Consider the following 22,325-nt stretch of genomic DNA (forward strand, 5'->3'; position numbering starts at 1 on the left):
CGTCCCGACGAGCAGGAACACGCTCATCGCGCAACACAGCGCCTTGACGACCACCCGCGCACCTCCGCACCGCCGGTTAGGCTCTACACCCGTGCGCCTGGCAACCTTCAACCTGCTGCACGGCCGCTCCCTGTCCGACGGCACCGTACACGCCGGACGGATCGCCGACGCGGTCGCCGACCTCGACGCCGACGTGCTCGGCCTGCAGGAGGTCGACCGCGCCCAGCCCCGCAGCGGGCACCTCGACCTGACCGCCATCGCGGCCGACGCCCTGGGCGCACCCGCCCACCGCTTCGCCGCGGCGGTCGCCGGCACACCGGGGGAGACCTGGCACCCCTGGCGCTCCGAGGACGACAACGCCCACCCCCTGTACGGCATCGCCCTGGTCAGCCGCTACCCGGTGCTGCGCTGGCAGATCACCCAGCTGCCCGCCGCACCCGTACGCTCACCGGTCTGGGCGCCCGGCCCCGGCGGCGGCCTCATGCTGCTCAAGGACGAACCCCGCGTCATGATCGCCGGCGTCGTCGACGCGCCCGCCGGGCCGATGACCGTCGCCACCACCCACCTGTCCTTCGTCCCCGGCTGGAACGTCCGCCAGCTGCGCGCGGCCGTCCGTGCCCTGCGCGCGCTGCCGGCGCCGCGCATCCTGCTCGGCGACCTCAACATGCCCGGCGGTCCGGTACGCGCCTTCACCGGCTGGCGCAGCCTCGCCCGGCGCCCGACGTACCCCAGCCCGGCGCCACGCGCGCAGCTCGACCACATCCTCGCCGACCCGCGCGGCGCCGGCCCGCTCGGGCGCGTCGTGCAGGTTCGCACCCCGGCCGTTTCCGTCTCCGACCACCGCCCGCTGGTCGTGCACCTGGACCCCGATCAGGCCGGCCGTTCGTAGACCGTCTCCAAGCCGTCCACCTCGTCCCACTGCTCGCCGACCTTCTCGAAGCCGAACGGCGCGATCGTGGCCAGTGACGCCGCGTTGTCCGGCCGGATGCTCGCCCGCACGCGGCGCACCCGCGGGTCACCCTCGGCGCGGCGGATCAGCTCGGCGAGCATCGCCCTCGCGAAACCCTTCCTCCGGTACGCCGGGTCCACCGAGTAGCCGACTTCCACGACGCCCTCGTCGTCCGGTGGCCCGTGGAAGCCCCCGGCGCCGATGACCTGCCCGTCGACCACGGCCGCCCGGGCGATCCACTCCTCCGCCGCCGGATTCGCCTCGATGTCGCGTACCCGGATCTCCCAGAGCCACCGCTCACCCAGCATCCACTCGCTCAGCGGGTGCCCGGCCGCGGCGCTCGCGGCCGGGAGGTCGCCGGCGATCAGCGCACGCAGAGCCGGCAGCGGCAGGGGTACGAAAGTGATCATGTTCAGATCCTAGAGGTGTGGCCGTCGCCTCACTTCGGTTGTGCACAACTCAATTGCGGACTACCGTTCCGGGCATGCAAGAGAGCACCGGCCTGGAGCAGATGATCTGCTTCGAGCTCTACGCCGCCTCCCGGGCCATGACCAGCCTCTACCGGCCCGCCCTCGACGCCCTCGGCCTCACGTACCCCCAGTACGCCGCCCTGCGCGTCATCTGGCACCGCGGCCGCGTCACCGTCCGCGACCTCGGCGCCGCCCTCCAGCTCGACAGCGGCACGCTCTCACCCCTGCTCAAACGGCTCGAGAACCAGGGAATCATCCACCGCACCCGCGGCACCGACGACGAACGCGTCGTCTGGATCACCCCCACCGACAAAGGCTCCGAGCTGCAACACCAGGTCGCCGACCTGCCGCAACGCCTGGCCTGCGCCCTCGACCTGAGCGCCGAGGACTTCGCCACCCTGCACACCCTGCTCAGCCGCATCCGCGGCGCAGCCCACTGAAGGGGACACACGACATGCCAGCCATCTACACCGCCTCCGCCACCGCCACCGGAGACGGCCGCAGCGGACACACCCGCTCCAGCGACGGCGTCCTCGACCTCGACCTCGCCGTCCCCAAGGAGATGGGCGGCCCCGGCGGGCACCTCACCAACCCCGAACAGCTCTTCGCCGCCGGCTACGCCGCCTGCTTCCACAGCGCCCTCAAGATCGTCGCCAGCAAGCAGAAGATCCAGCTCACCGACACCGCCATCACCGTCGACGTCGGCATCGGCCCGAACGGCACCGGCGCGTACGGCCTCAGCGTCACCATCGAAGCCGAACTCCCCGGCCTCGACGAGACCACCGCCCGCCAGCTCCTCGACGCCGCCCACCAGGTCTGCCCCTACAGCAGCGCCACCCGCGGCAACGTCGACGTCACCCTCACCCTGGCCTGAAAGGACCTCCTGTGCCTTACGCAACCGTGAGCAACGGCGTCGACCTCCACTACGAGGACTTCGGCACCGGCGACCCCGTCGTCCTCATCCACGGCTGGCCCCTGTCCGGCCGCAGCTGGGAAGCCCAGATCCCCGCCCTCATCGCCGACGGCAAACGCGTCATCACGTACGACCGCCGCGGCTTCGGCAAGAGCAGCCAGCCCTGGACCGGCTACGACTACGACACCTTCGCCGCCGACCTGCGCGCCCTGCTCGAACACCTCGACCTCACCGGCGTCACCCTCGTCGGCTTCTCCATGGGCGGGGGAGAAGTCGCCCGCTACCTCGGCACCTACGGCACCGACCGGGTCACCAAGGCCGTCTTCGCCGGCGCCGTGCCCCCGTACCTCTACAAGAGCGACGACAACCCCGACGGCGCCCTCGACGACGCCACCATCAAACAGTTCCAGGACGGCGTCACCACCGACCGCATCGCCTTCGTCGACGGCTTCGCCCAGAACTTCTTCACCGCCGGCGGCACCCTCAAGGTCAGCGACAACCAGGTCCGCTACGCCCAGGAACTCGCCCACGTGGCCAGCCCCAAGGGCACCCTCGACTGCATCACCGCCTTCAGCCGCACCGACTTCCGCGGCGACCTCGCCAAGATCAGCATCCCCACGCTGGTCATCCACGGCGACAGCGACGCCATCGTCCCCATCGAGCACAGCGGCAAGCGCACCGCCGACACCATCCCCGGCGCCAAGCTCGTCGTCATCCAGGACGGGCCGCACGGCATCAACGCCTCGCACCCGACCGAGTTCAACGAAGCCCTGCTGAGCTTCCTCAACAGCTGACGCCTGCTTCACTGGCCGGCCCCTTCCCGGGGGTCGGCCAGTTCTACTCATCCCAGCTTTCCCAGCGCCCTGTTCGTGCGGTTCGCGCGCACCGCCGCCCGCTGCTGAGCCGCCGTCACCTCGATGTACCCCTGCGACGTCGTCAACGACGCATGCCCCAGCAGCCGCATGATCTCCGAGGCGTTCGCCCCGTCCTCCGCCAACCGCGTCGCGAACGTGTGCCGCAACGCATGCAACTGCGCCCCGCGCGGCACCCGATCCGACACCCCCGCCCGCCGGAAACACGACTGCACCAGATACTGCAGCCCACCACGCCGCAACGGCTCACCCCGCCGATCCACCAGCAACGCATCATCCGGCCGCACCCGCCCGAACCGCACCCGCCGGCTCTCCACGTACCGCGCCACCACCGCATCCAGCTCCGGCTCGATCGGCACCGACCGCGGCCGCCCACCCTTGCCCGCCACCTCGACCCGCCGCTCACCGGGCCGCCCCACCACCGAACCCGTACGCAAAGCCAACAGCTCGGACAACCGCAACCCCGCGCACAAGGCCAACGCCAGCACGGCCACATCCCGCTCCGGCCACGGATCCCGCTGCCGCTCATCGGACCGGCTCACCGCCTCCAGCAACTGCTCCGGCGTGTCCTCACCGCGAAGCGGCTTGGGGGAGGGGACCGACACCCGCGGCTTCCCGACCGCCGGCATCGGATTCCCCGCGACCACGCCGTCGACCACCAGGAACCCGAAGAACGAATTCCACGTCGACCAGGCCCGGTACACCGAAGCGGGCGCCCGGCCGCTCGCGAACGCCGCGAAGGCCGACCGCAGCGAACGAGGGGAGAGGTCACGCAGCGTGACGGCGTCGGTGGGGGTGTCCCGGGTGTCGGCGATGACGCGCAGGACGGCGGCGAGGTCGCGCCGGTAGGCGAGGAGAGTGTGCGGGGACGGCTTCTGCACCGCGCGGGCGCCGAGAAACTCCTCGACGAGCGGCTCGACCGGAATGTCTTGTTCATCCTGCATAAGGAATATTATGCAGGAAAGTCGGGTCTGTGCGAGAGGGGCAGACGCCGTTGCCGCCGGTCGGTGTCATGCCGGCTTTTCGTCGGGCGTGATGTCGGCGACTGAGCGCAGCGGCGCCGGGGTGGGGCGGATCGTTCGTCTCGCGTGCCGCGGTCCCTGCGTCGCGTCGCATGTCGCGTGTCGGGTGTCTTCTGCGTCTCGGGCGCCTTCCGCATCTCGCGGGTCTTCTGCAGTGCATCTCGCGGGCCGAGCGGACTTTCGCGCGCCGACGCCGGTCCGAGATCTGCCGCGCCATGTTCCGGGCGTCTTCTGGCGGCGGCCCGGCTCCTGGCGGCTCGCGCCCGTGCACCGGTTCTGCCAGGAGCGATCTCCTGCGATTTCGCCGGCCTGCCGACGGTGGTCTCGGCCGAGTGAGGCACATGTTGAGTCCCCTCGGCGCCGGATCCGCGCTCAGATTGACATAATGTAGATTATCGACCAGCCAATCTTGAACTCCGACCACCGTGAACCCCGATCGCCGGGGTGGCTTCTGTTGTCAGCTCAGTCGATCTGAAGCCGTCTCATTCGATCGAAAGCTGTCGCGCAGCCTGTCTCCGGCGGCGATGTCGTTGTAGTTGGCGGGTACCGACATCTCGCGGTCCCGTTGGCGACGCGGTCGACGCAATGCGTCCCTCGCCCAGGGCCATCCGGCCGGCAAGATCGTCGTCACGGTCGAGCCGGGCCGGATGGCGAGGATGCGTCAGTTGATCCGGTACCGCGCCACGGCGAAGTCGTCGGTCCAGTGCGGCGCATCGGACGTGTAGCCCGCGGCGACCAGCCGCCCGTCCGGCTGCCAGGCGAGGGCCTGCAGGGAGGCGCTGCCGCCGATCTTGGTGGTGAGCACGCCGCCGGTGCCGAAATCGGTGCGCAGGGCCCCGTGCCGGTCCAGGCGGGCGAGCGAGAAGCGTGCGGTGCCCACGATGAGGTCCGAGCCGTAGGTCACCACGGCGGTCGCCGCGTCGGTGAGGCCGGGCACCCGGAGCACGCCGCCGGTGCCGAAGTTCGGGTCCAGGCTGCCGTTCATCCGGTACCGGGCGACCGCCGCCCCGCCGAGGCCCTGGCCCACGACGACCAGCCCGTCGCCGTGCAGTGTCATCGCCGCCGCCTGGTCCCGGCTGTCCTCGCCGAGGTCGGTGGTGACCAGCCCGCCGGTGCCGAACGACCGGTCCAGCGAGCCGTCGCGGCGGAAGCGGGCCAGAACGAAGTCAGCGCCGCCCGTCCAGCCGGCCACCACGATCCGGCCGTCGGGCTGCACGACCACCGCGCTGGCCGACGCGGTCGGCAGGAGCGACATCACCACCTTGCCGCCCTGCCCGAACCGGGTGTCGAGCGAACCGTTCGGCAGATAGCGCGCCAGCGCCATGTTCGTGGTGTCCAGGAACTTGTAGGTGTAGCCGGCGGCGACCAGTTTGCCGTCCGGCTGGCGGGCCAGCGCCAGCAGTTCGTCATGTTCGCCGAAGTCCGTGGTGACCTGGCCGTCCTGGCCGAAGGCGGGGTCGAGGGAGCCGTCGGGGAGCAACCGGGCCAGCGCGAAGTCGGGCAGGGCGCCGTAGTCGTTGAATTTCGAGCCCCCGACGACCACCAGGCCGTCGGGTTGCACCACGGCGGCGTGGGCGACGTCGGCGAAGGACAGCGTCTCCTGGCCCTGCGTGCCGAAGCCGGGATCGAGACTGCCGTCCCAGCGGTACCGGGCGAGGGCCGTAGCGCCGGCGGATTCGAGCGGATTGCTCAGCCCGGCCGCCAGGATCCGGCCGCCGGGCGTCGCGACGACGGCCTGGATCGCGTCGTACGCATCCGTTCCTCCGATGTCGGTGACGACGATGCCGTCCCCGCCGAAGGACTCGTCCAGGGTGCCGGAGTGGTTCGCCGCCCTGGCCGCGTTCGGTGCCGCGATCAGCGCGATCAGTAGTGCCGCCGTGGCACTGCCGCCGAGCAGCGCCCGTTTGCTGTGCCGAGACATGAGGACTCCCTTCGCGAGGGAAGCGACGGCGTCGGAACCGAAGAGGAGGCGCCGGCCACGGATCCGTGCGGGGTGCTCCGACGTCGTGCCGTCGCAGGTCGCGATGAGCGCGGCTCCACGTGCCGACGAGGCCAGCATTACTCCGTCGGGGAACGGTCCGGCAGAGCCGAGCGGCATCGCCCGGTGGGACCTTGGCCCGCGGCGCTCAGGCTGGGCGTTCTCGATTTCTCACAATGCTGAGCCATCGCGGCTCAGGCGGCTCTGCGTGGCTCAACATCAGTGAGAGCGGACAGCTTCGTGCTTGCTAGGGTCCGGCCCATGCGGCTGGAAGAGATCACCCCCCAGAACTACGAGGCGGCGCTCGCGTTGTCGGTGCGTCCGGACCAGGAGGATCTGGTCGAGCCGGTGGTCAAGTCGCTCGCGGAGGCGTACGTGTTCGCCCAGTACGCCTGGCCCCGCTTGGTCTACGACGGCGACCGCTTGGTCGGGTTTCTGATGGCGTTCCTCGACATCCCCTGGGACCCGGACCGCGCCCCGGACGACCGGCGCTCCGGGCTCTGGCGGCTGAACATCGCGTCCGACGCGCAGGGCAGCGGCTACGGCCGGTACGCCGTCAAGGCGGTGTGCGACGAGATCCGCGCCCGCGGCGGCACGCGCGCGTACGTGACGTGGGATCCGCGTGACGGCGGCCCGGAGGGCTTCTACCTGCGGTTGGGGTTCAGGGCGACCGGTGAGAAGAGCGGCGGTCAGACCGTCGGCGTGCTGGACCTTCGCGGCTGACCCGCTCCTGTCGCCTGCTTGCGCCGCCGGAGGGCGCAGGCGGTCGCACCTCGCGCAGCGACATCTCGCGGACGGTTGCGGCGGGGCGTTCCGGGGCAGCGGTGAGATCGGACGGGCGTCGGCAAGACTGGGTGGGCCTTTGGGAGCGGCGGTGAAGTTGGTTCCCGGGCGGTTCTGTGGATGGCGGCGCGGTTCTGTGAATGGCGGCGCAGCCCAGGTAAGCGCGGTCCCCCGGTGGGCGCGGTCCCCAGCGGCGGTGCTGCAGCCGGGTTGGCGTCGAGGATGGGCGGGGCTGGTGGAAGAGCGGCTTGAGGGTGGCTTCGTCAGCGACGTGGTGCGGGTCGGCTCGACCGTACGTAAGTCTCCCCCGCGCGATCCGGCGTTCGTCCGGACGCTGCTCGCCTTGTTCGAGGCGGCGGGCTGGAGCGGCGCTCCTCGGTTCCTCGGGGTGGATGAGCGGGGCCGGGAAACGTTGAGCTACATGGACGGGTTCGTACCGTGGCAACCCGGTTCGGAGCCCCGTGACGATCGCAGCTTGGCAGCGGTGGCGCGGCTGGTGCGGGGCTTTCATGACGTGACGGCCGGTACGGAGCTCGCGGCCGGGGCCAGGAGGTGGTGTGCCACAACGATCTGTCGCCGAAGAACACCGTGTATCGGGGCGGGTTGCCGGTGGCTTTCATCGACTGGGACATCGCTGCTCCGGGGCGTCGGGTGCATGACGTGGCGCACGTGTGCTGGCAGTTCGTGCCGTTGGGGCCTGCCGTGGAGGTATCGGTGGCGGCGCGGCGGGTTCGGGTGGTGCTTGACGCGTACGAGGAGTGCCTCTCCCCCGTCGGTTCGGCGGGAGAACCGGGTGGGTCGGCGGCTCAGGCGAGCGTCGGCGGGCAGGTGTGGGAGGCCGCCGGGGTGCTCGATGTCGTGTTGTGGTGGCAGGACCGGTGTTGGCGTGGGATCGAGTCGGCTGCGCGGACGGGCGATGCGGCCATGGTGCGGCTGCGTGATGCCGGTGTCGCGGGGGCTGTGCGGGCCGCGTACGCGTGGACGCTCGAGCATCGCGATGAGCTGGCGCGGGTCTGATTCCGGGGAATCTGCTTCCTCTGAATAGGGTTGGCCTGTGGCTGATCTGAAGCTTCTCTTCGACGACATCGTGGGGTTGGAGATCCGGTTGTGGGAGGTGATGGATGCGCGGTTGCGGGCCGCCGGCGAGTTGTCGCTGGGCAGGCTGATGCCGATGCGTGTCATTGCGGCCACGCCGGGTTGCCGGGTGTTCGATGTCGCGGCGCAGTTACAGATCACGGTGGGTGCGGCCAGCAAGACCGTGGATCGCGTGGAGGCCGCAGGGCATTGCCTACGGCGGCCGAATCCGGATGACCGTCGCTCGTCGCTCATCGAGTTGACGCCGGCGGGTGTGGCGGCGTTGGCGGCGGCGGAGGTCGTTTTCGAGGACGAGGTGCAGGTGCGGCTGGGGGCGGTGCTCTCCCCTGCCGAGCTGGCGGAGTTGTCGCGGTTGGTGGCGAAGGTGCGCGACGCCGCCCGCTGAGGGGTGTGCTGCGGGGGCAGGGCAGGATCTCGGTCATGGCGGAGACCGTAGAGGCGGGGTCTGACACTTTCGTACGGTGGATCACCGGGTTTCTGGATTCTCCGTCGCGGGTGGCGGAGGGCTTCTGGCAGGCCGTGACGGGTTCGGGCTTGTCGCCGCGGCACCCTCAGGTACGCGTCACCGAAGGCCGGCACCAACGTCGCAAACGCCCACCCGGCCCCCGACGACGTTGCGGGATCCGGCGGGCCGGGTCTACTGCGTGACCGACCGGGATCCGGCGACGGGCCGGCTGGGTTGACGGGTTCTTGTCGGTGGGTGCTGGTAGAACAGACGACGTTGGAACACACGTTCGAGAAGGGGTGGACCGATGGCAGCGGCGCGGACCGGTGTGCGAGGGCTGAGCAGCGACGACCTGCAGATGATCCGGGACGAGCTGGCGGCCGGGCGTAAACCGCGGGTGATGTTCACGGAGTCGGCGGGTCAGATCGCGGGTCAGGTGGGTCAGGTGGTGACGCTGGCCGACCCGGCGGAGTCGGACGAGTGGGTGGTGGTGCGGTTCGGGCGTGACGAGTTGCCGTTCGCGCCGGGTGATCTGCAGATCGCGCCGAAGGGGGCGACGGGGCGTAAGGCGCCGGCTCCTCCCCCGGCTCCGGTGCAGCCGGTGCGGGTCGAGCCGGAATTCGTCATCGACAAGCCGGTGCCGCCGAGCCGTTCGTCCGGGGCGGCGTCGTCTGCTGCCGGTAACGGGACGGGGTCTTCGCGGCCTGCGGCTTCTCCGGCCGCCGAGAGGCCCGCGGGCGCGTCTCCCGCGACGCCGGCTCCGGCATCTGCTCCGGCGCCGGCTCCGCGGAAGGCAGCGGGCCGGGCGGGCAAGCCGAAGCCGCCGCCGGGGTTGACGGTGACGCTGGCGTACACCGACGGCGAGTGGACGGTGGCGGCGAACCAGGGGGCGAAGGCGCTGGCGAAGCCCTATGTGATTCGTCCGGCGGAGGCCATGCGGATGGTGTCGCTGGTGGATGTGCCCGGGGTGCAGGAGGCGGTGGAGCAGATCCTGGCGGCGGAGCGGGCGGAGGCTGAGCAGCAGGCCGACCGGTTACGGGCGGAGCTGGCCGAGATCGAGGCGCGGCTACAGGAGCTGAGGGACGCCGGCTGACCCGGGCCGGCCCAGCGCGACCGGCGGCACGGGCTGAGGGATGCCGGTCGATCATGGGCAGATTCGGCGCAACCCGCGGCAGGCTGAGGGGTGCCGGCTCATCCGGGCCGGCTCCGGGCAACAGGCGGCTGGATTTCGACGTGCGCGGGCGTCGAGCCCACAGCCGCCCAGTGCGGTTCCGGGGCGGATGCATCCTTGAGTGACCTGCCCGCTGCTCACGGGTGACCTGCCCCCTGCTCACGATGAGGACGTGCGATCATGGCGCACTGATGGAAGCGACGTGGCGTGTACCGGTGGTGTGGCGGGTGCTCCTGCGGCTGTCGCGGGTGCTGGTGCCCTTGATCTGCCGGCTGCGGGTCAGCGGGCAGGTGCCCGAGTCGTTGCGGCATGGTCCGCTGATTCTGGCGGCCAACCATGTCAGCCCGGTGGATCCGGTCATCGTGACGGCGGCCTGCAGCATCGCCGGGGTGGCGCCGCGGTTCATGGCGACCGCGGGATTGTTCGACGCGCCGGTCGCGGGCTGGGCCATGCGGGCGGCCGGGCATCTGCGGGTCGACCGGCACACCGCGCAGGTCGCCGAGGCGCTCCCGAATGCCGCGGCTGCGTTGCGGGCCGGCTCGGTCATCCTCGTGTACCCGGAGGGGCGCATCGGGCTGGACCCGTGGATGTGGCCCGAGCGGGGCAAGACCGGGGTGGCTCGCATGGCGGCGTTGTCGGGTGCGCCGGTGGTGCCGGTGGCGCAGTGGGGGTCGCATGCGGTGCTGCCGTACACGTCGCCGAAGGATGTGGTGCGTTCGGCGCTCAAGGCGATGGTGCGCCGGCCCGTGGTGCTGGTGCGTTTCGGTGACCCTGTGGACCTGACCGGGCTGTCCGGTACGGCGGGGGCGCAGGCCATGCGGGCCACGGACCGGATCGTGCAGGCGATCGCCGACACGCTCGCCCCGTTGCGGGAGGACGAGCCGGAGATGCCGCGGTTCGTGGACCGTACGCGGCCGGTGGACATGGCGCGGGTCCGTCGACGCCCCCGCGTTCCCTGAGTGAGCCTCGGCGGGATCGCGACGTCCGCGAGGTCGGTGCCTGTTTCGGACCGTCAGGCGGGCACGTAACCGTCAGGTAGGTGGCCACGAGGTCGGCGGGAGGTCCGGCGGCGACGAGCGCGGGCACGTAGCTGTGTCGGCGCCGGGAATGCGATCGCGTCCCGGACGGGCCGCTGGGCATACTGCGCCGATGTTGCTGACGATCGCCGGCTCCAGTTGCTCCGGGAAGACCACGGCGGCGTGGGCCGCCTGCGCGGACATGCAGCGACTGGTTGTTCACGACTTCGACGAGATCGGTGTCCCGAGCGATGCGGACAGGCAGTGGCGCCAGCGCAGCACGGAGGCTTGGCTCAGCCGGGTGCTGCGCTACCAGGCTGACGGCGTGGACGTGGTGCTGACCGGGCAGTCACCTCTCGGTGAAGTGTTGGCCTGTCCTTCGGCTACCAGGCTGGAGGCGATCGCGGCGTGTCTGCTGGACGTCGACGACGAGTTCCGTGAGAGCCGGCTCGAGGAGCGCGATCCCGGTAAGTGGGATCCTGACGCCAAGCGTTCGTTCATGGCCTGGGCTCGGTGGAATCGCGGGCACGCCGGCGACCCCGGGCACCAGCCGGAGGCCATCATGCCTGGGTGGCAGGAGATGAGGTGGGAGCGCTGGAGCGACTGGACCGGCGCCGATCCTCGGTGGGCCGTGGAGATCGTCGACACGACGGGTCGCGGCGTGCAGCGGTCGGCGGCGGACGTCCGGCGCTGGGTCAGGACCGCGCGCTCGCAGTTCGCCCGCGGGCACCTGGGCTTGGCGGGCGACTGATTCTGACGGCCGGCGGTGGCTCGGACGGCCTGAAGTGGCCCCTGCTTGGCGGGAAGGGCCATGGGATAACGGCTCGATCTGGCCCCACCTGGCCCCAGCAGCGGAGCCCGTTTCCGTGACGGAGGGTGAACGACGGTTGTGAATGTGCCCCGACCCGCGGCAAGTCCCGTACCTTGGCGACGCTAGATCATCGCTCTGGGAGGTTGTGAAATGGCGTGGTCGAGGCGTTTCGAAGCGTTGGGGTCGGCCGGTGGGCCGTTCGATCGGTGGCTGACGCCCCGCCTGGAGATGTCGTGGCGGCCCAGCAGCGCTCCGATCGACGGACCAGTCGCGAAGCTCGGTGGACAGCCGTTCTGGATGGGTGAACCGTTCTGGCCGGTGTCGCGGGGATCCGGTGAACTGATGACGTTCATCGGGCAGTTCCCGCTGCCGGGACAGAGTGTTGGGATGGCGTACTTGTTCGTCAGCGACGAGGACGGCACGTTCGACCTGGAGGGTGGGGAAAACGCGCTCTTGGTTCAGCCGGATGGGCGCGTGCCGTCTTTCGTGAACGGCGAGACTCGCCGTACCGGTCCGGCATTATGGCGGCGAGGCACAGACTGGTTCGCACGGGAGCCAGTGGAGTTGTATCTCGACCTGAATACGCCGGACGAGACGGCGGCTGCGGTCTTCGAGCGGCAGCTCGTCGACCGTGACGCGGCGTTTCAGGGCATGGTGCTAGCGGAGAACGATGATCTACCTGACGTGGACAGCCGCAGCTACGTGGGTGGCGAACCTCTGTTCTGGCAGCCGTGGACGCCTCCTGAGATTGATGATTCGTGGCGGTTCTTCTTCCAGTTGGACGGCGCGGAAGGCATAGGTGAGGACGCGTTCGCGCTCAACTTCGGTGGTGGCACCGGATACGCGTTCTTGAGCCAGGACCAACGGGAGGGCCGGTTCTTCTGGGACTGTGTCTGAGCGTCCGCTCGTGCAGCGATCACTCTGTGGCCATGGCCAGGTTCTTCTGGTGAGCGTGGGCCCAGACGATAGGATTCGGTGCCCGTCTCGATGCAGCAGGACCTCCAGGTAGTGGTCCAGCACCAGGGTCTGCGAGCCTTTCGTCACCGACCGCTCGTGACGGGCGATCTCGGCGTGGCCGTCGAACACGACGACTTCGCTGGCATGCAGCATCACCCGCACCGTCTGGCCGATGAACCGCGCCGGCACCGAGTAGTGCGACATGCGCACCCCGATCAGTCCGTAACGGTTGACCTTCGGATTCAGCTGCCGTGCGGCCTCGAACGGCTCGGCCGGCAACGGCGCCAGCAGTGGTTGCTCGACGCCGAAGTCCTGGCCGACGGTGCGGACCCGGTGCTCGAGGCGCCGGTCATCCTCAGCCCGATCGATGGCCGCGATCCGATCGTTGAGCTCGGCCGACATGGTGACCTCCGGGACGGGGACCAGGTGGTTGCGCCGTAATCGGCCCACCTCGCCCTCGACGCCGCCCTTCTCGTAGGCGCCCTTGATGCCGGGCATGCAGTACCACGCCTCGAAGCCCATGTGGGATCGGAACTGCACTCACCGGTCGCTTTCGGTGCGGGTGCGTCCGAACCCCACTCGGGTCACCGCTGACCGCAGGTTGTCGTATCGGATCTTCACCGTGGGCAGGCCACCGAGCACGCCGAACGCGTGCAGGTGACCTTCGATGAAAGCCTCTTGGCCCTGTGACGCGAACACGTAATGCACGGCCTTGCCTGAGAACGACAGCCGCAGCGCGAACATGAACACCTTCGTCGGGACACCGGCCAGCCGGATCCAGAACTCCCCAAAGTCGACCTCGGCTTCTTAGCCTGGACGGTGAGTCTGCAAGATGAACGCCTCCTGCCGGCTGCGGCCTGCCTCGGCCGCGATCTCCGCCCGACGGCGAGCGACGTAGTCGCGCACCGTCGAGTACGACAAGTCACCCGCGTTGTTCTCCGCCACCAGCCGCGCCAGGACGCGCCTCACCGTGTGCCGCTGTTTCGCGGTGCGCTCAGATCGGCGCGCAGCATCGCATCGATAGCCAGCTTGAACGGCTCCAACCGCGGCGCGGTCCGTTCCGGTGACTTACGCGGTGGCGGCGGCGCAGCCGAATCGATCGCCGCGCGCACGGTGCATCGTGGCACCGCCCGCCCAAGTGCGGCCAGATCAGACCGTCACTCTGTCACTCCAACGAGTACCGGTGGGGCCATCTCAGGCCGTCCAGGTGCGGCCACTGATACCCGTCAGAATCAACTGGACGACCTCTTGAGTGTCCTCCGGCTGCGGCTGCGGCTGCACACAGGGCCGATGCGGAAAGCAGCGATCGGAGCTGCCGGGTCAGGATGTCTTGGCGAGGTGACTCAACAGCTGCACCAGGCCGTACGCCTGCTTCATGTCCTGGGCGGTGAAGGACACCGTTCGGGCGCCGGCCGTGCGGGTGACGCCCGGGATGAGGGTCGCAAGCTCGGTGGTGGCGGGGTTGAGCAGGTCGACCTGCAGGCTCAGGGGGCCGGGTAGGTCGCTGACGGGGATCTGGCCGGCGCGGCGTACGGCCTTGGCGGCGGCGCGGTGGATCTGGTCGCGGGCCTCGTCCGGGTGCAGGGCCACGGCCGCGCCCTGGCCGAGGGATTGTTTCACGGCGACCGTCGCCGCGGCTGGTACGAGGTCGCGGAGTTCGGCGCAGGCCGCGTCGTCGCCGGTGAGCAGCACGACGGGGGCGCCGTGGTGGCCGGCCAGCGCGGTGCTGAGGCCGATCTCGCCGAGGGATCGGCCGTCGATGCGGACGTCGAGGATGTGGTCGCTGACCGTGTGGGCGAGCACGGCGGGTCCCGTGCCGGCGCGGGCGTGGTAGCCGATGAGCAGGACCGCCGCGGTGTCGGTGTCGAGGCCGGCGAGCATACCCAGGGGGCGGGGCTTGCCGCGGACGAGGCGGGCTCGGCGGTCGAGGGTCTCGGGCAGCAGGTTCCGGTATGGTCCGTGCGCGTCGGCGACGAGGACGGCGGCGGCGGGTACGGCTTCGAGCACCCCGGCTATGGCCGCGTTGACCTCGGCGGTCATCAGGGCTCGGCCGCGTTCGTAGTTGGGGCCTCCGGGGTTCGTCTCGTCGGGGTGGACGATGCCGGAGATGCCTTCCATGTCGGCGGAGATCAGCACCTTCATCGACGAGCACCCTACGCGAGCGCCATGTCAGCGCAGCGGATCGGCACCACCGGGCTGGTCGCTGCTGCGCCGGGAGACTGGTCGCTGCTGCGCCGGGAGACGTCGCTGAGATGAGCTGCGAGGGTTACTCGGCGGCGCGGCGTTGGCGCAGGTAGGCGAGCACGGCTTCGCGGGTGGTGCGGACGCCGAACAGGGCGCGGGCCTCCGCGATGCGGCGGTTCGCCGTACGCAGGGACAGGAATTCGGCCGCGGCGGCGGCCGCGATGGTGTCGCCGGCGGCGAGGCGGTCCAGCAGGGCGCGTTGTTCGGGCACGAGCTCAGCCACCGCGTCGGTGCCCTCGGCCGGTGCCGGGGTGGTGGCGCCGCCGGGGCCGAGGTGGACGGAGCCGAGGCGGCTCAGGTCGTCGATGAGGGCGCGGCCGGTGGGGCTGTCGGCGTCGCAGACGGCGACGATGCCGGCTCCCCGGGCCGCCGCGAGGACCGCGAGGTGCAGGGCGTCCTGGTCGGTGATGCGCCCGTGCAGCACGAGGCGGTCGGTGGTGACGTCCCAGGTGGCGCTGGGCAGCGCGAAACCCTCCCGGACGGTCCAGCCGTCGCGGATGAGGCGGCGCACCACGGTGTCGGCGTCGGCGGTGGAGGCGACGACGTGGCGGGGGGCGTCGGGCTGTCGGGTCACCGGCCATCCTCACGATCGGTGAAAGCGGAGCGGTCGGTCAGAGCGGAGCGGTCGGTCAGAGCGGAGCGGTCGGTCAGAGCGGAGCGATCGGTCGAAGCGAAGCCGCCGGGCGAAGCAGAGCCGCCGGGCGAAGCAGAGCCGCCGGGCGGGGCGGAGCGGTCCGCGAAGGCCGGACGGCCGGGAGAAGCGGTGCGCGCGCCATCCTCCAGCTGGGTCAACGCGAGCGCCGCGGCTTCCGTACGGGTGCGGGCGCCCAGTTTGCGCATGCCCGCCCGGATGTGGGTGTCGACGGTCTCCGCCGAGATGCCGAGCTGCCCGGCGATGCGGCGCGTCGGCTCCCCCGCGGCGACCAGGCGCAGCACCTCCGCCTCGCGGCGGGTGAGCTGGGTGCCGGAGCGGGGGCTTCGGGTGTCGCGGTGCACGTTGTGGCGGCGCAGGCCGCGGCGGGCCCGGCCGGCGAGGACGACCAGGCCGGCGGTGTCGGCGAGGTGTTCGGCCTGCAGGAGGGCGTCGACCGCGCGGTGCGGGTCGCGGTCCTGCAGGCCTGCCGCGAGCAGGCAGCGGATCTGTTCGCGCAGGGCGGTGCCGGTCCAGGCCTGCGCCGCCGCGGTGAAGCCGGTGCCGGTCGCCCAGGCCGTGAGCGTACGGCGGGCCGCGGCGGGCAGCCCGGCGGGAATGGCGGGGGCCTGGCCGCCGGCGGCGGCGCCGATGTCGTACGCGGCCCAGCGGGCGGTGATGTGGTGCAGGCCGGTGAGCAGGCCGGCCGTGGCGGTGGCCGGGGTGCCGGTGGCGCGGTCGGGCTGGCCGTCGAGCCAGGCCGCCTCGCGTGCGACCCAGGCGGTGGCCGGGTGGGTGGCGCCGGCGGCGAGGCGGGCGCGGGCTGCGGCGAGCAGGCCGGTGTCGGCCTCGGCGAGGGCGGTGGCGGCCAGGGCGTAGCCGCGGGCGTCGGCGGGCAGGGCGCGGTCGGTGAGGTCCGCGGTACGCCGCAGCACGTCGTCGACGGCCGGGGTGGCGCCGAGCAGGACGTCGGCCCAGCCCGCGGCGGCGAGGAACCGGGTCTGCCAGCTGTACGCGAGATCGGCCGCGCACGCGTCGGCGGCGTGACGGGCGGTGGCGGCGGCGTCGGCGAGACGGCCGTCGGCGGCGAGGTGTTCCACGAGCAGCCAGGCGCTCCACCGGCCGGTCAGCGGGTCCGCGGTGGCGGCGGCCGCCGCGAGGCCCTGCTCCCAGCCGGGCGTACGGTGCGCGGCGCGTACGGCGGCGAGGGCGGCCGCGACGCCCGGTGGCGGCACGGGGTGACGGGCGGCGATCTTGTCGGCGGTGTCCAGGGCGCCGGCCGGGTCGGTGGCGAGGTCGGCCAGCAGCAGGATGCGGTCGCGGGCGGCGACCACGGTGGCCGAGGCGGCGTCGGGCACCGGGCGTACGCAGTCGCGGGCCGCCACGGGGTCGCCGCCCTGCAGCAGTGCCTCCCCGCGCAGTACGTCGGCCTCCACGCCGAGCGGCCGGGCGGTGCTGAGGACCCGGGCGGCGGCGTGCGGGCGGCCGGCGGCGAGCAGGGCGTCGGCAGCGGCGAGGCGTACCCGGGGGTCGACGGTGACGCCGGGCAGGTCGCAGGCGAACAGCAGCAGGTCGGCGCGGTCGCCGCCGGCGGCGCGGTCGGCCGCGGCGAGGGCCCGCCGGTACGCGCCGCTGTGGTCGCCGGCGGCGGCCAGGTGCCGGGCGGCCTCCGCGTCGGGGGTGAGCGCCGCGAGCGCCTGGTGCAGCTCGATGCGGGCGTCGCCGTCGAGGAGCCCGGCCGCGGTCTCGGCCACGTACGCCGACACGGGAATCATCCCGTCACCGGACTGTTCGACGAGGCCGGCCTCGTGCAGCACAGCGGCGCCCGGGCCGAGCATGGCCGCCGGCGCAGGGCGTCCGAGCAGGCCCAGCGCGGCGAGCGCGGTGCGGGCGGGACGGGGCAGGTCGGCCAGTGCGGCGGCGATCGCGTACGCCACCTGGTCGATGCCGGTGTCGGCGGCGCCGCGTCCGCCGGCGGCGTGCCGGGCGAGCGCGGTGACGGCCAGGGGGTTTCCGCCGGCGCGGGCCAGCACCGCGGCCAGGGCGTCGTCGCCGAGGTGCGGCGCGGTACGCCGGGCCAGGGCGGCCGCGTCGGCGGGGCTCAGCGGTGGCACGTCCAGCCACGCGGTGGCCGTCGATCGCAGGGCCGTGACGGTGTCGGCGGGCAGCCGGTGCGGGGTGCGCAGCGCGGCGACGACGCGGACGTGGGCGGCCAGGTGCGGCAGGGCGGCGAGCGTGGCGGGGTCGGCGTACTGCAGGTCGTCGAGGACGAGCAGACCGCCGCGCACCCGCGAGCGCACCGCCTCGGCCAGCAGGGGGACGTCGTGCACGGGTAGGCGGGCGCGCACCGCCCGCGACAGGGCGAGGGCGGGCACGGCGGCGAGCATGGCCAGGCCACCCCCGGCGTACGCGGGACCGCCCGCGGCGGCGGCGACGCGGCGCAGCAGCGTGGTGCGCCCGGAGCCGGGCGCGCCGGTGAGCACGACGAGGCCGGGGCGGCGCAGGTGCGCGGCCGCGAGCCCGGCCAGGTCGTGCGATGCCACCCACGCCCCCATCCCGCTGCGCCCCCGGCAGCGTTGCCTTGGCACGAACACGGGATCCCGCCCGTGCCGCCTGCCTCCGTAGTCTGTGCTGCGGCAGGCGATCCCGCCCTGCCCGCGTACGGGAAGGGCAACCACCTTTGTCTGCGATGACGGCCGCGGTCAGCACATTGTCCCTGACGGTGTGCTCGGCTGACGAGTCATGACCGTCGGACCGCTCTCCGCCCGCATGGCGACGCTGTGTGACGAGATCCTCGCACGGGTCGGGCCGGAGGCCGCCGGCCAGGTGGAACACGTCCGGGACCGCCTCGCCGAGCCGTTACGCATCGCGATCGCGGGACGGTTGAAAGCCGGAAAGTCGACACTCGTCAACGCGCTGATCGGCCGCCGGGTCGCGCCCACGGCCGCCGGGGAGTGCACCCGGGTGGTCACCCGGTTCCGGTACGGCCCCGCCGACCGCGTCGACGTGGTGTGCCGCGACGGGCAGCGCCGCAGCCTGCCGCTGGGCGACGACGGCATGATCCCGCAGCGTCTCGGGGTGCCCGCCGGGCGCGTCGCGTACGTGGACGTCACGCTGACCAGTGAGAAACTGCGCGGGCTGACCGTGGTCGACACCCCCGGGCTCGCCTCCACCGACACGGGACTGTCCGCCCGCGCCGCCGCCGAACTCGGCGAGGCGCACAAACCGGACCCCACCGCGCCGTTCGACGCGGCGATCGACGCCGACTCGGCCTCCGAGGTCGCCGCCGCCGAGGCCGTCGCCTACGTGTTCACCCAGGCCGTACGGGCCGACGACGTGCAGGCCCTGGAGGCGTTCCGGTCGGCGTCGGCACGGCTGGCCAGCAGCCCGATCAACGCGCTCGGAGTCTTCGGCAAGGTCGACACGCTCGTGGGCGGGGCCGCGGACCCGTGGCCGGTCGCCGGTCCCCTCGCCGAGCAGCAGGCGGCGCTGCTGGCCCGTACGGTCTCCGAGGTGATCCCGGTCGTGGGGCTGCTCGCCGAGACCGGTGAGGCGGGGCGGCTCACCGCGGCCGACTGCGCCGCCCTGCGGCAGCTGTCCACCGTCCCCGCCGACCAGCTGCGCGTGCTGCTGGCCTCGGTCGACCTGTTCCGCACCCGTCCCGCCCCGCTCGACGCGGCCCGCCGGGAACGGCTGCTGGAGCTGCTCGACCTGTACGGCATCGGTTTCTGCCTGGCGCAGCTGGCCGCGGAGCCGTCCCTGAGCAGCGGGGAACTGGTGCGCCGGCTCGTGCAGGCCTCCGGGTTCCCGCGGCTGCAGCGCACGCTCGAGCAGACCCTGCGATGGCGCGCCGACGCGATCAAGGCGGGCTGGGCGCTCGCCCGGCTGGAACGCATCGCCGGGCACACCGGGGATCTGCGGGACCGCGAGACGCTGCGCGCGGCCACCGAGCGGCTGCTGCGCGAGCCCGCGTACCACCGGTTGCGGCTGCTGGAGGTCGCGCAGCGCGTCGCGACCGGGGCGGTGCCGCTGCCGGTGGCGTGGGAGCGGGAGCTGACCCGGCTGGCGACCTCCGACGACGCCCGCTGGATCCTGCGGCTGCCGCACGCCGGCCCGGACGAGCTGGCCGCGGCCGCGGTCGAGGCGGCGGGCCGCTGGCGGGTGTACGCGGTCGCCGGCGCGGCCCCGGCCCAGTCGCGGGTCGCGCAGGTCGCGCACCGCGGCTTCCACCTGCTCGCCCAGGCGATCCGCGCCCAGGCCGCCGCGCCGCCCGCCACCGAAGAAGTGACCCGGCCGGCAGCTGCCGAAGAAGCGACCCGGCCGGCCGACGCGCCGGCGGCACCGCCCGGCCACGACGAGGCGTGGTGGCGCGAGCAGGCGACGGAGGCGGGACGATGACCGGGACCCGCGAGCTGGCCGGGGTGCTCACCGCCGCCGTCGACGACGCCCTGGCCGCCGTGCAGGCCGCCGACCCCGACGCCGGCGCCGAGCTGGCCGAGCTGCGCCGGCGCCGGCTGACCCGCCCGTCCGTCGTGCTGGTCGGTGAGACCAAACGCGGCAAGAGCTCGCTGATCAACGCGCTGCTGGGGGTGCCGGGACTGTCGCCCGTGGACGCGGCTGTCGCCACCGCCGCGTACCTGCATTTCTCGCCCGGCAGCACGGTGACCGCGACGGCGTACGTGCCGGGGTCGGGCGAGCCGGTCGAGCTGGGCGTGCAGCAGCTGGCCGAGTGGGCCACCGGGCGCGGCGGCGTCCGGGCGCCGCGGCGCATCGACGTCACCCATCCCGCGCCGCTGCTGCAGTACGTGAGCCTGCTGGACACTCCCGGCGTCGGTGGGCTCGATCCCGCGCACACCGCCGTCGCGCTGGACGCGGTGGAACGCGCCACCGCGCTGCTGTTCGTGGCGGACGCGTCGGCTCCGCTGTCGCAGCCGGAGCTGGACTTCCTGGTCGCCGCGAGCGAACGCGTCGACACGGTGGTGTTCGCCCTGACCAAGGTGGACGCGTTCCCGGGGTGGCGGCGCATCGCCGAGGACAACCGGGCGTTGCTGCGGGCCCGCGCGCCCCGGTTCGCGGCCGCGCCGTGGTTCCCGGTGTCGGCGCGGCTGGCCGAGATGGCGCTGGCGGTGCCGGCCGGCGAGCAGGCCGCCCTGGTCGACGCCTCGCGCATCGCCGAGCTGCAGCACGCCCTGGTGGAGCTCGCCGGGCGCGGGCATCAGCTGCAGCTGGCCAACGTGCTGCGCGCGGCCCGCGCCGAGCTGGCCCGGCTGGAGCAGGCCGCCCAGGACCGGGTCACCGCGGCCGAGGCCGACCCGGGGGCGACGGCCCGGGTCCGCGAGCAGCGCAGCGCCCTGGCCGCGCGGAAACGCACCGAGTCTCGGCAGTGGGCGCTGCTGCTCAGCGCCGAGACGCAGCGCGCCCGCGTCGAGGTGGTGGGGATGCTGCGCACCCGCATCGCCGAGGTGCAGCAGCAGGTCGGGGCGCGCATCGACACGCTGCGCGGCGACGGGCTGGCCGCGCTGCCCGATCAGGTGGACGCGGAGCTGCAGGCGGTGGCCGTACGGCTGTCGCAGGATCTGCAGGCCACGTTCCGTCAGGTCGGCGAGAAGGTCCTGGCGCAGGTGTTCGACGACGAGGAGCTGGCCGCGGTGCTGGACCGGCTCAACGCCACCCTGCGGCACGCGCTGAGCGCCGGGCCGCCGCGCGAGCACTCGGCCGACAACATGCTGATCGCGTTGTCGGCCGGCGGCATCGCCGTCATGGCCGGGCGCGGCGCGGTGTTCGGCGCGTCGCTGCTGGGTGTGGGCGGGGTGGTCGCCGGCGGCCTGCTCGTTCCCGTGGCGGGTCTGGGCCTGGGGGTGGCCGCGGGCGGGTACGTGCTGTACCGGCGGCGGGTGCAGTCGGACCGGCAGCAGGCCCGCGCGTGGCTGCGCGAGGTGCTCGGCGAGGCCCGCGCGGCGTTGCAGGACGAGATCTCGTACCGGTTCACCGATCTGCAGTACGCCCTGGGCGTGGCCGTCGACGACGCCGTGGAGCGGCGGCTGCGCGACCTGGACGCGCGCATCGCCGAGATCGACGCGGCGGCCGCCGAGGACGCCGCGGGCCGCGCCCGCCGCCGGGCCGCGGCGTCCGCCGAGCTGCAGCAGGCCCGCGCCCGGGTCAAGCAGGCCGACGACGTTCTCGCCCGGGCCCGGTCCCTGGCGCCCGCCGCAAGCGGTCAGGAGGATTCATGAGCGACGAGCACGGCTGGCCGGAGTTCCACGATCCCGGTCACCACGACGACCCGGGCCACCACGGCTACGACGACGACGGCGGCGTGCACGCGCACCCGGACCCGGCGGACGGCTGGCACGACGACGTCGCCGACGCCGGCCACGACGACCTCGCCGGGCTGGACCACGGCGCGCCGGAGCAGGGCTGGGAGCAGCCGGACGCCACCGGGCACGGCATGCCCGAGCTGCACGACGTCCCCGAAGCGCACGACGCGGCGGACGCCCACGCCGTCGTGGACGTCACGCACGGGCACGACATGGGCCCGGTCGGGGCGGACCCGGACGCCGCGGCGGATCCCGGTGACGTCGCCGACCCCGCGCAGGTGTTCCCGCCGGCGCTGGACGTGGGACCGCTGCCCGAGCCGGTCGACGGGTTCCCGTGGATCGACACGGGCAGCCTCGGCACGGTGGACCCGGTCGCGGTGCACGCCGATCCGGTCACCGCCGCGGATCTGGCCGGGTACGCGGCCGAGGAGCTGCCACCCGCCGAGGACCCGTGGGCGCACCTGGCGCAGTCGGAGGACCCGGCCACCAGTGCCCTGGCCCGCTGGTGGCGCGACAACGGCTGACAAGCCGGCGAAACGCGTCCACAGGCGGGGTCGCGCAGCGCCGCGGATGCTCTAAGCTGCCTGCCGAGCGGCGGGAAATCGCCCCGTCCAACCACCCCACCGCCCCCCAGAAACGGACTGAAGGCTG

At 72.8% G+C, this 22,325-nt stretch carries 20 protein-coding genes and 1 pseudogene; 14 read left to right on the forward strand and 7 right to left on the reverse strand.

The features are described from left to right. Positions 1-91 precede the first annotated feature (91 nt). Positions 92-889 carry an endonuclease/exonuclease/phosphatase family protein gene (locus AB0K03_RS17720; protein WP_364685685.1) on the forward strand — a complete coding sequence of 266 codons (798 nt, stop codon included), beginning with the start codon at positions 92-94 and terminating at the stop codon, positions 887-889. On the opposite strand, the gene AB0K03_RS17725 is transcribed toward AB0K03_RS17720, so the two are convergent. Next, on the reverse strand, positions 871-1,359 hold the full coding sequence (locus tag AB0K03_RS17725; RefSeq protein ID WP_364685688.1) for a GNAT family protein: 489 nt from the start codon (positions 1,357-1,359) through the stop codon (positions 871-873). The two genes, AB0K03_RS17720 and AB0K03_RS17725, sit on opposite strands and share 19 nt — an antisense overlap. Before the next feature lie 74 nt (positions 1,360-1,433). Between AB0K03_RS17725 and AB0K03_RS17730 the strand changes: the two genes are divergently transcribed. From AB0K03_RS17730 to AB0K03_RS17740, 3 genes are read left to right on the forward strand one after another with little or no spacing between them, the layout of a single operon-like run. After that, positions 1,434-1,859 (forward strand): MarR family transcriptional regulator, encoded by a 426-nt coding sequence (locus AB0K03_RS17730; protein WP_364685691.1) that lies wholly within the window; start codon positions 1,434-1,436, stop codon positions 1,857-1,859. 14 nt (positions 1,860-1,873) lie between these two features. Continuing rightward, on the forward strand, positions 1,874-2,293 hold the full coding sequence (locus tag AB0K03_RS17735) for an organic hydroperoxide resistance protein (protein ID WP_364685694.1): 420 nt from the start codon (positions 1,874-1,876) through the stop codon (positions 2,291-2,293). Positions 2,294-2,304: 11 nt separating this feature from the next. After that, entirely contained in the window at positions 2,305-3,126 is an 822-nt protein-coding gene (locus AB0K03_RS17740; protein WP_364685697.1) for an alpha/beta hydrolase, read from the forward strand. 47 nt (positions 3,127-3,173) lie between these two features. Here AB0K03_RS17740 and AB0K03_RS17745 read toward each other — a convergent pair whose 3' ends face one another. Continuing rightward, positions 3,174-4,148 carry a tyrosine-type recombinase/integrase gene (locus AB0K03_RS17745; protein WP_364685700.1) on the reverse strand — a complete coding sequence of 325 codons (975 nt, stop codon included), beginning with the start codon at positions 4,146-4,148 and terminating at the stop codon, positions 3,174-3,176. Positions 4,149-4,887: 739 nt separating this feature from the next. Then, a complete protein-coding gene (locus AB0K03_RS17750; protein WP_364685703.1) occupies positions 4,888-6,147 on the reverse strand; it encodes a hypothetical protein in 1,260 nt (419 codons plus the stop codon). Between the two features lie 318 nt (positions 6,148-6,465). Here AB0K03_RS17750 and AB0K03_RS17755 point away from each other — a divergent pair, with 318 nt between their 5' ends. The 7 genes from AB0K03_RS17755 (at position 6,466) to AB0K03_RS17785 (ending at position 12,422) form a co-directional block, all read left to right on the forward strand. Beyond that, entirely contained in the window at positions 6,466-6,927 is a 462-nt protein-coding gene (locus AB0K03_RS17755) for a GNAT family N-acetyltransferase (RefSeq protein ID WP_364685706.1), read from the forward strand. Between the two features lie 615 nt (positions 6,928-7,542). Continuing rightward, on the forward strand, positions 7,543-8,004 hold the full coding sequence (locus AB0K03_RS17760) for a phosphotransferase (protein WP_364685709.1): 462 nt from the start codon (positions 7,543-7,545) through the stop codon (positions 8,002-8,004). 37 nt (positions 8,005-8,041) lie between these two features. Continuing rightward, positions 8,042-8,467, forward strand: coding sequence for a MarR family winged helix-turn-helix transcriptional regulator (locus AB0K03_RS17765; RefSeq protein ID WP_364685712.1), 426 nt, complete (start codon positions 8,042-8,044; stop codon positions 8,465-8,467). A gap of 367 nt (positions 8,468-8,834) precedes the next feature. Then, positions 8,835-9,620, forward strand: a complete 786-nt coding sequence (locus AB0K03_RS17770; protein ID WP_364685715.1) for a hypothetical protein — start codon at positions 8,835-8,837, stop codon at positions 9,618-9,620. Between the two features lie 269 nt (positions 9,621-9,889). Further along, positions 9,890-10,657 carry a lysophospholipid acyltransferase family protein gene (locus tag AB0K03_RS17775; RefSeq protein WP_364685718.1) on the forward strand — a complete coding sequence of 256 codons (768 nt, stop codon included), beginning with the start codon at positions 9,890-9,892 and terminating at the stop codon, positions 10,655-10,657. A 190-nt stretch (positions 10,658-10,847) separates the two neighbouring features. After that, on the forward strand, positions 10,848-11,465 hold the full coding sequence (locus AB0K03_RS17780; protein ID WP_364685721.1) for a hypothetical protein: 618 nt from the start codon (positions 10,848-10,850) through the stop codon (positions 11,463-11,465). Between the two features lie 210 nt (positions 11,466-11,675). Further along, positions 11,676-12,422 (forward strand): hypothetical protein, encoded by a 747-nt coding sequence (locus AB0K03_RS17785; protein WP_364685724.1) that lies wholly within the window; start codon positions 11,676-11,678, stop codon positions 12,420-12,422. Between the two features lie 96 nt (positions 12,423-12,518). Here the strand turns inward: AB0K03_RS17785 and istA are convergent. The 4 genes and pseudogenes from istA to AB0K03_RS17805 form a co-directional block, all read right to left on the reverse strand. Next, a pseudogene (gene istA / locus AB0K03_RS17790) lies at positions 12,519-13,609 on the reverse strand (IS21 family transposase); the annotation flags it as partial. Positions 13,610-13,802: 193 nt separating this feature from the next. After that, a complete protein-coding gene (locus AB0K03_RS17795; RefSeq protein WP_364685727.1) occupies positions 13,803-14,624 on the reverse strand; it encodes a M55 family metallopeptidase in 822 nt (273 codons plus the stop codon). 124 nt (positions 14,625-14,748) lie between these two features. Further along, entirely contained in the window at positions 14,749-15,300 is a 552-nt protein-coding gene (locus AB0K03_RS17800; protein ID WP_364685730.1) for a LuxR family transcriptional regulator, read from the reverse strand. Next, positions 15,297-17,900 carry a LuxR C-terminal-related transcriptional regulator gene (locus AB0K03_RS17805; RefSeq protein ID WP_364685733.1) on the reverse strand — a complete coding sequence of 868 codons (2,604 nt, stop codon included), beginning with the start codon at positions 17,898-17,900 and terminating at the stop codon, positions 15,297-15,299. The genes AB0K03_RS17800 and AB0K03_RS17805 overlap by 4 nt, the downstream gene beginning before the upstream one ends. A gap of 199 nt (positions 17,901-18,099) precedes the next feature. Here AB0K03_RS17805 and AB0K03_RS17810 point away from each other — a divergent pair, with 199 nt between their 5' ends. Genes AB0K03_RS17810 through AB0K03_RS17820 form a run of 3 tightly spaced genes read left to right on the forward strand, consistent with a single transcriptional unit; the run spans position 18,100 to position 22,198 of the window. Next, a complete protein-coding gene (locus AB0K03_RS17810; protein WP_364685736.1) occupies positions 18,100-19,755 on the forward strand; it encodes a dynamin family protein in 1,656 nt (551 codons plus the stop codon). Then, the gene (locus AB0K03_RS17815; RefSeq protein ID WP_364685739.1) at positions 19,752-21,590 is read left to right on the forward strand and encodes a dynamin family protein; all 1,839 of its coding nucleotides are present in this window, start codon (positions 19,752-19,754) and stop codon (positions 21,588-21,590) included. Before AB0K03_RS17810 ends, AB0K03_RS17815 begins: the two co-directional genes overlap by 4 nt. Continuing rightward, entirely contained in the window at positions 21,587-22,198 is a 612-nt protein-coding gene (locus tag AB0K03_RS17820) for a hypothetical protein (RefSeq protein WP_364685742.1), read from the forward strand. The genes AB0K03_RS17815 and AB0K03_RS17820 overlap by 4 nt, the downstream gene beginning before the upstream one ends. Positions 22,199-22,325 lie beyond the last annotated feature (127 nt).

The organism is Actinoplanes sp. NPDC049316, from assembly GCF_040677315.1.
Taxonomy (GTDB): Bacteria; Actinomycetota; Actinomycetes; order Mycobacteriales; family Micromonosporaceae; genus Actinoplanes.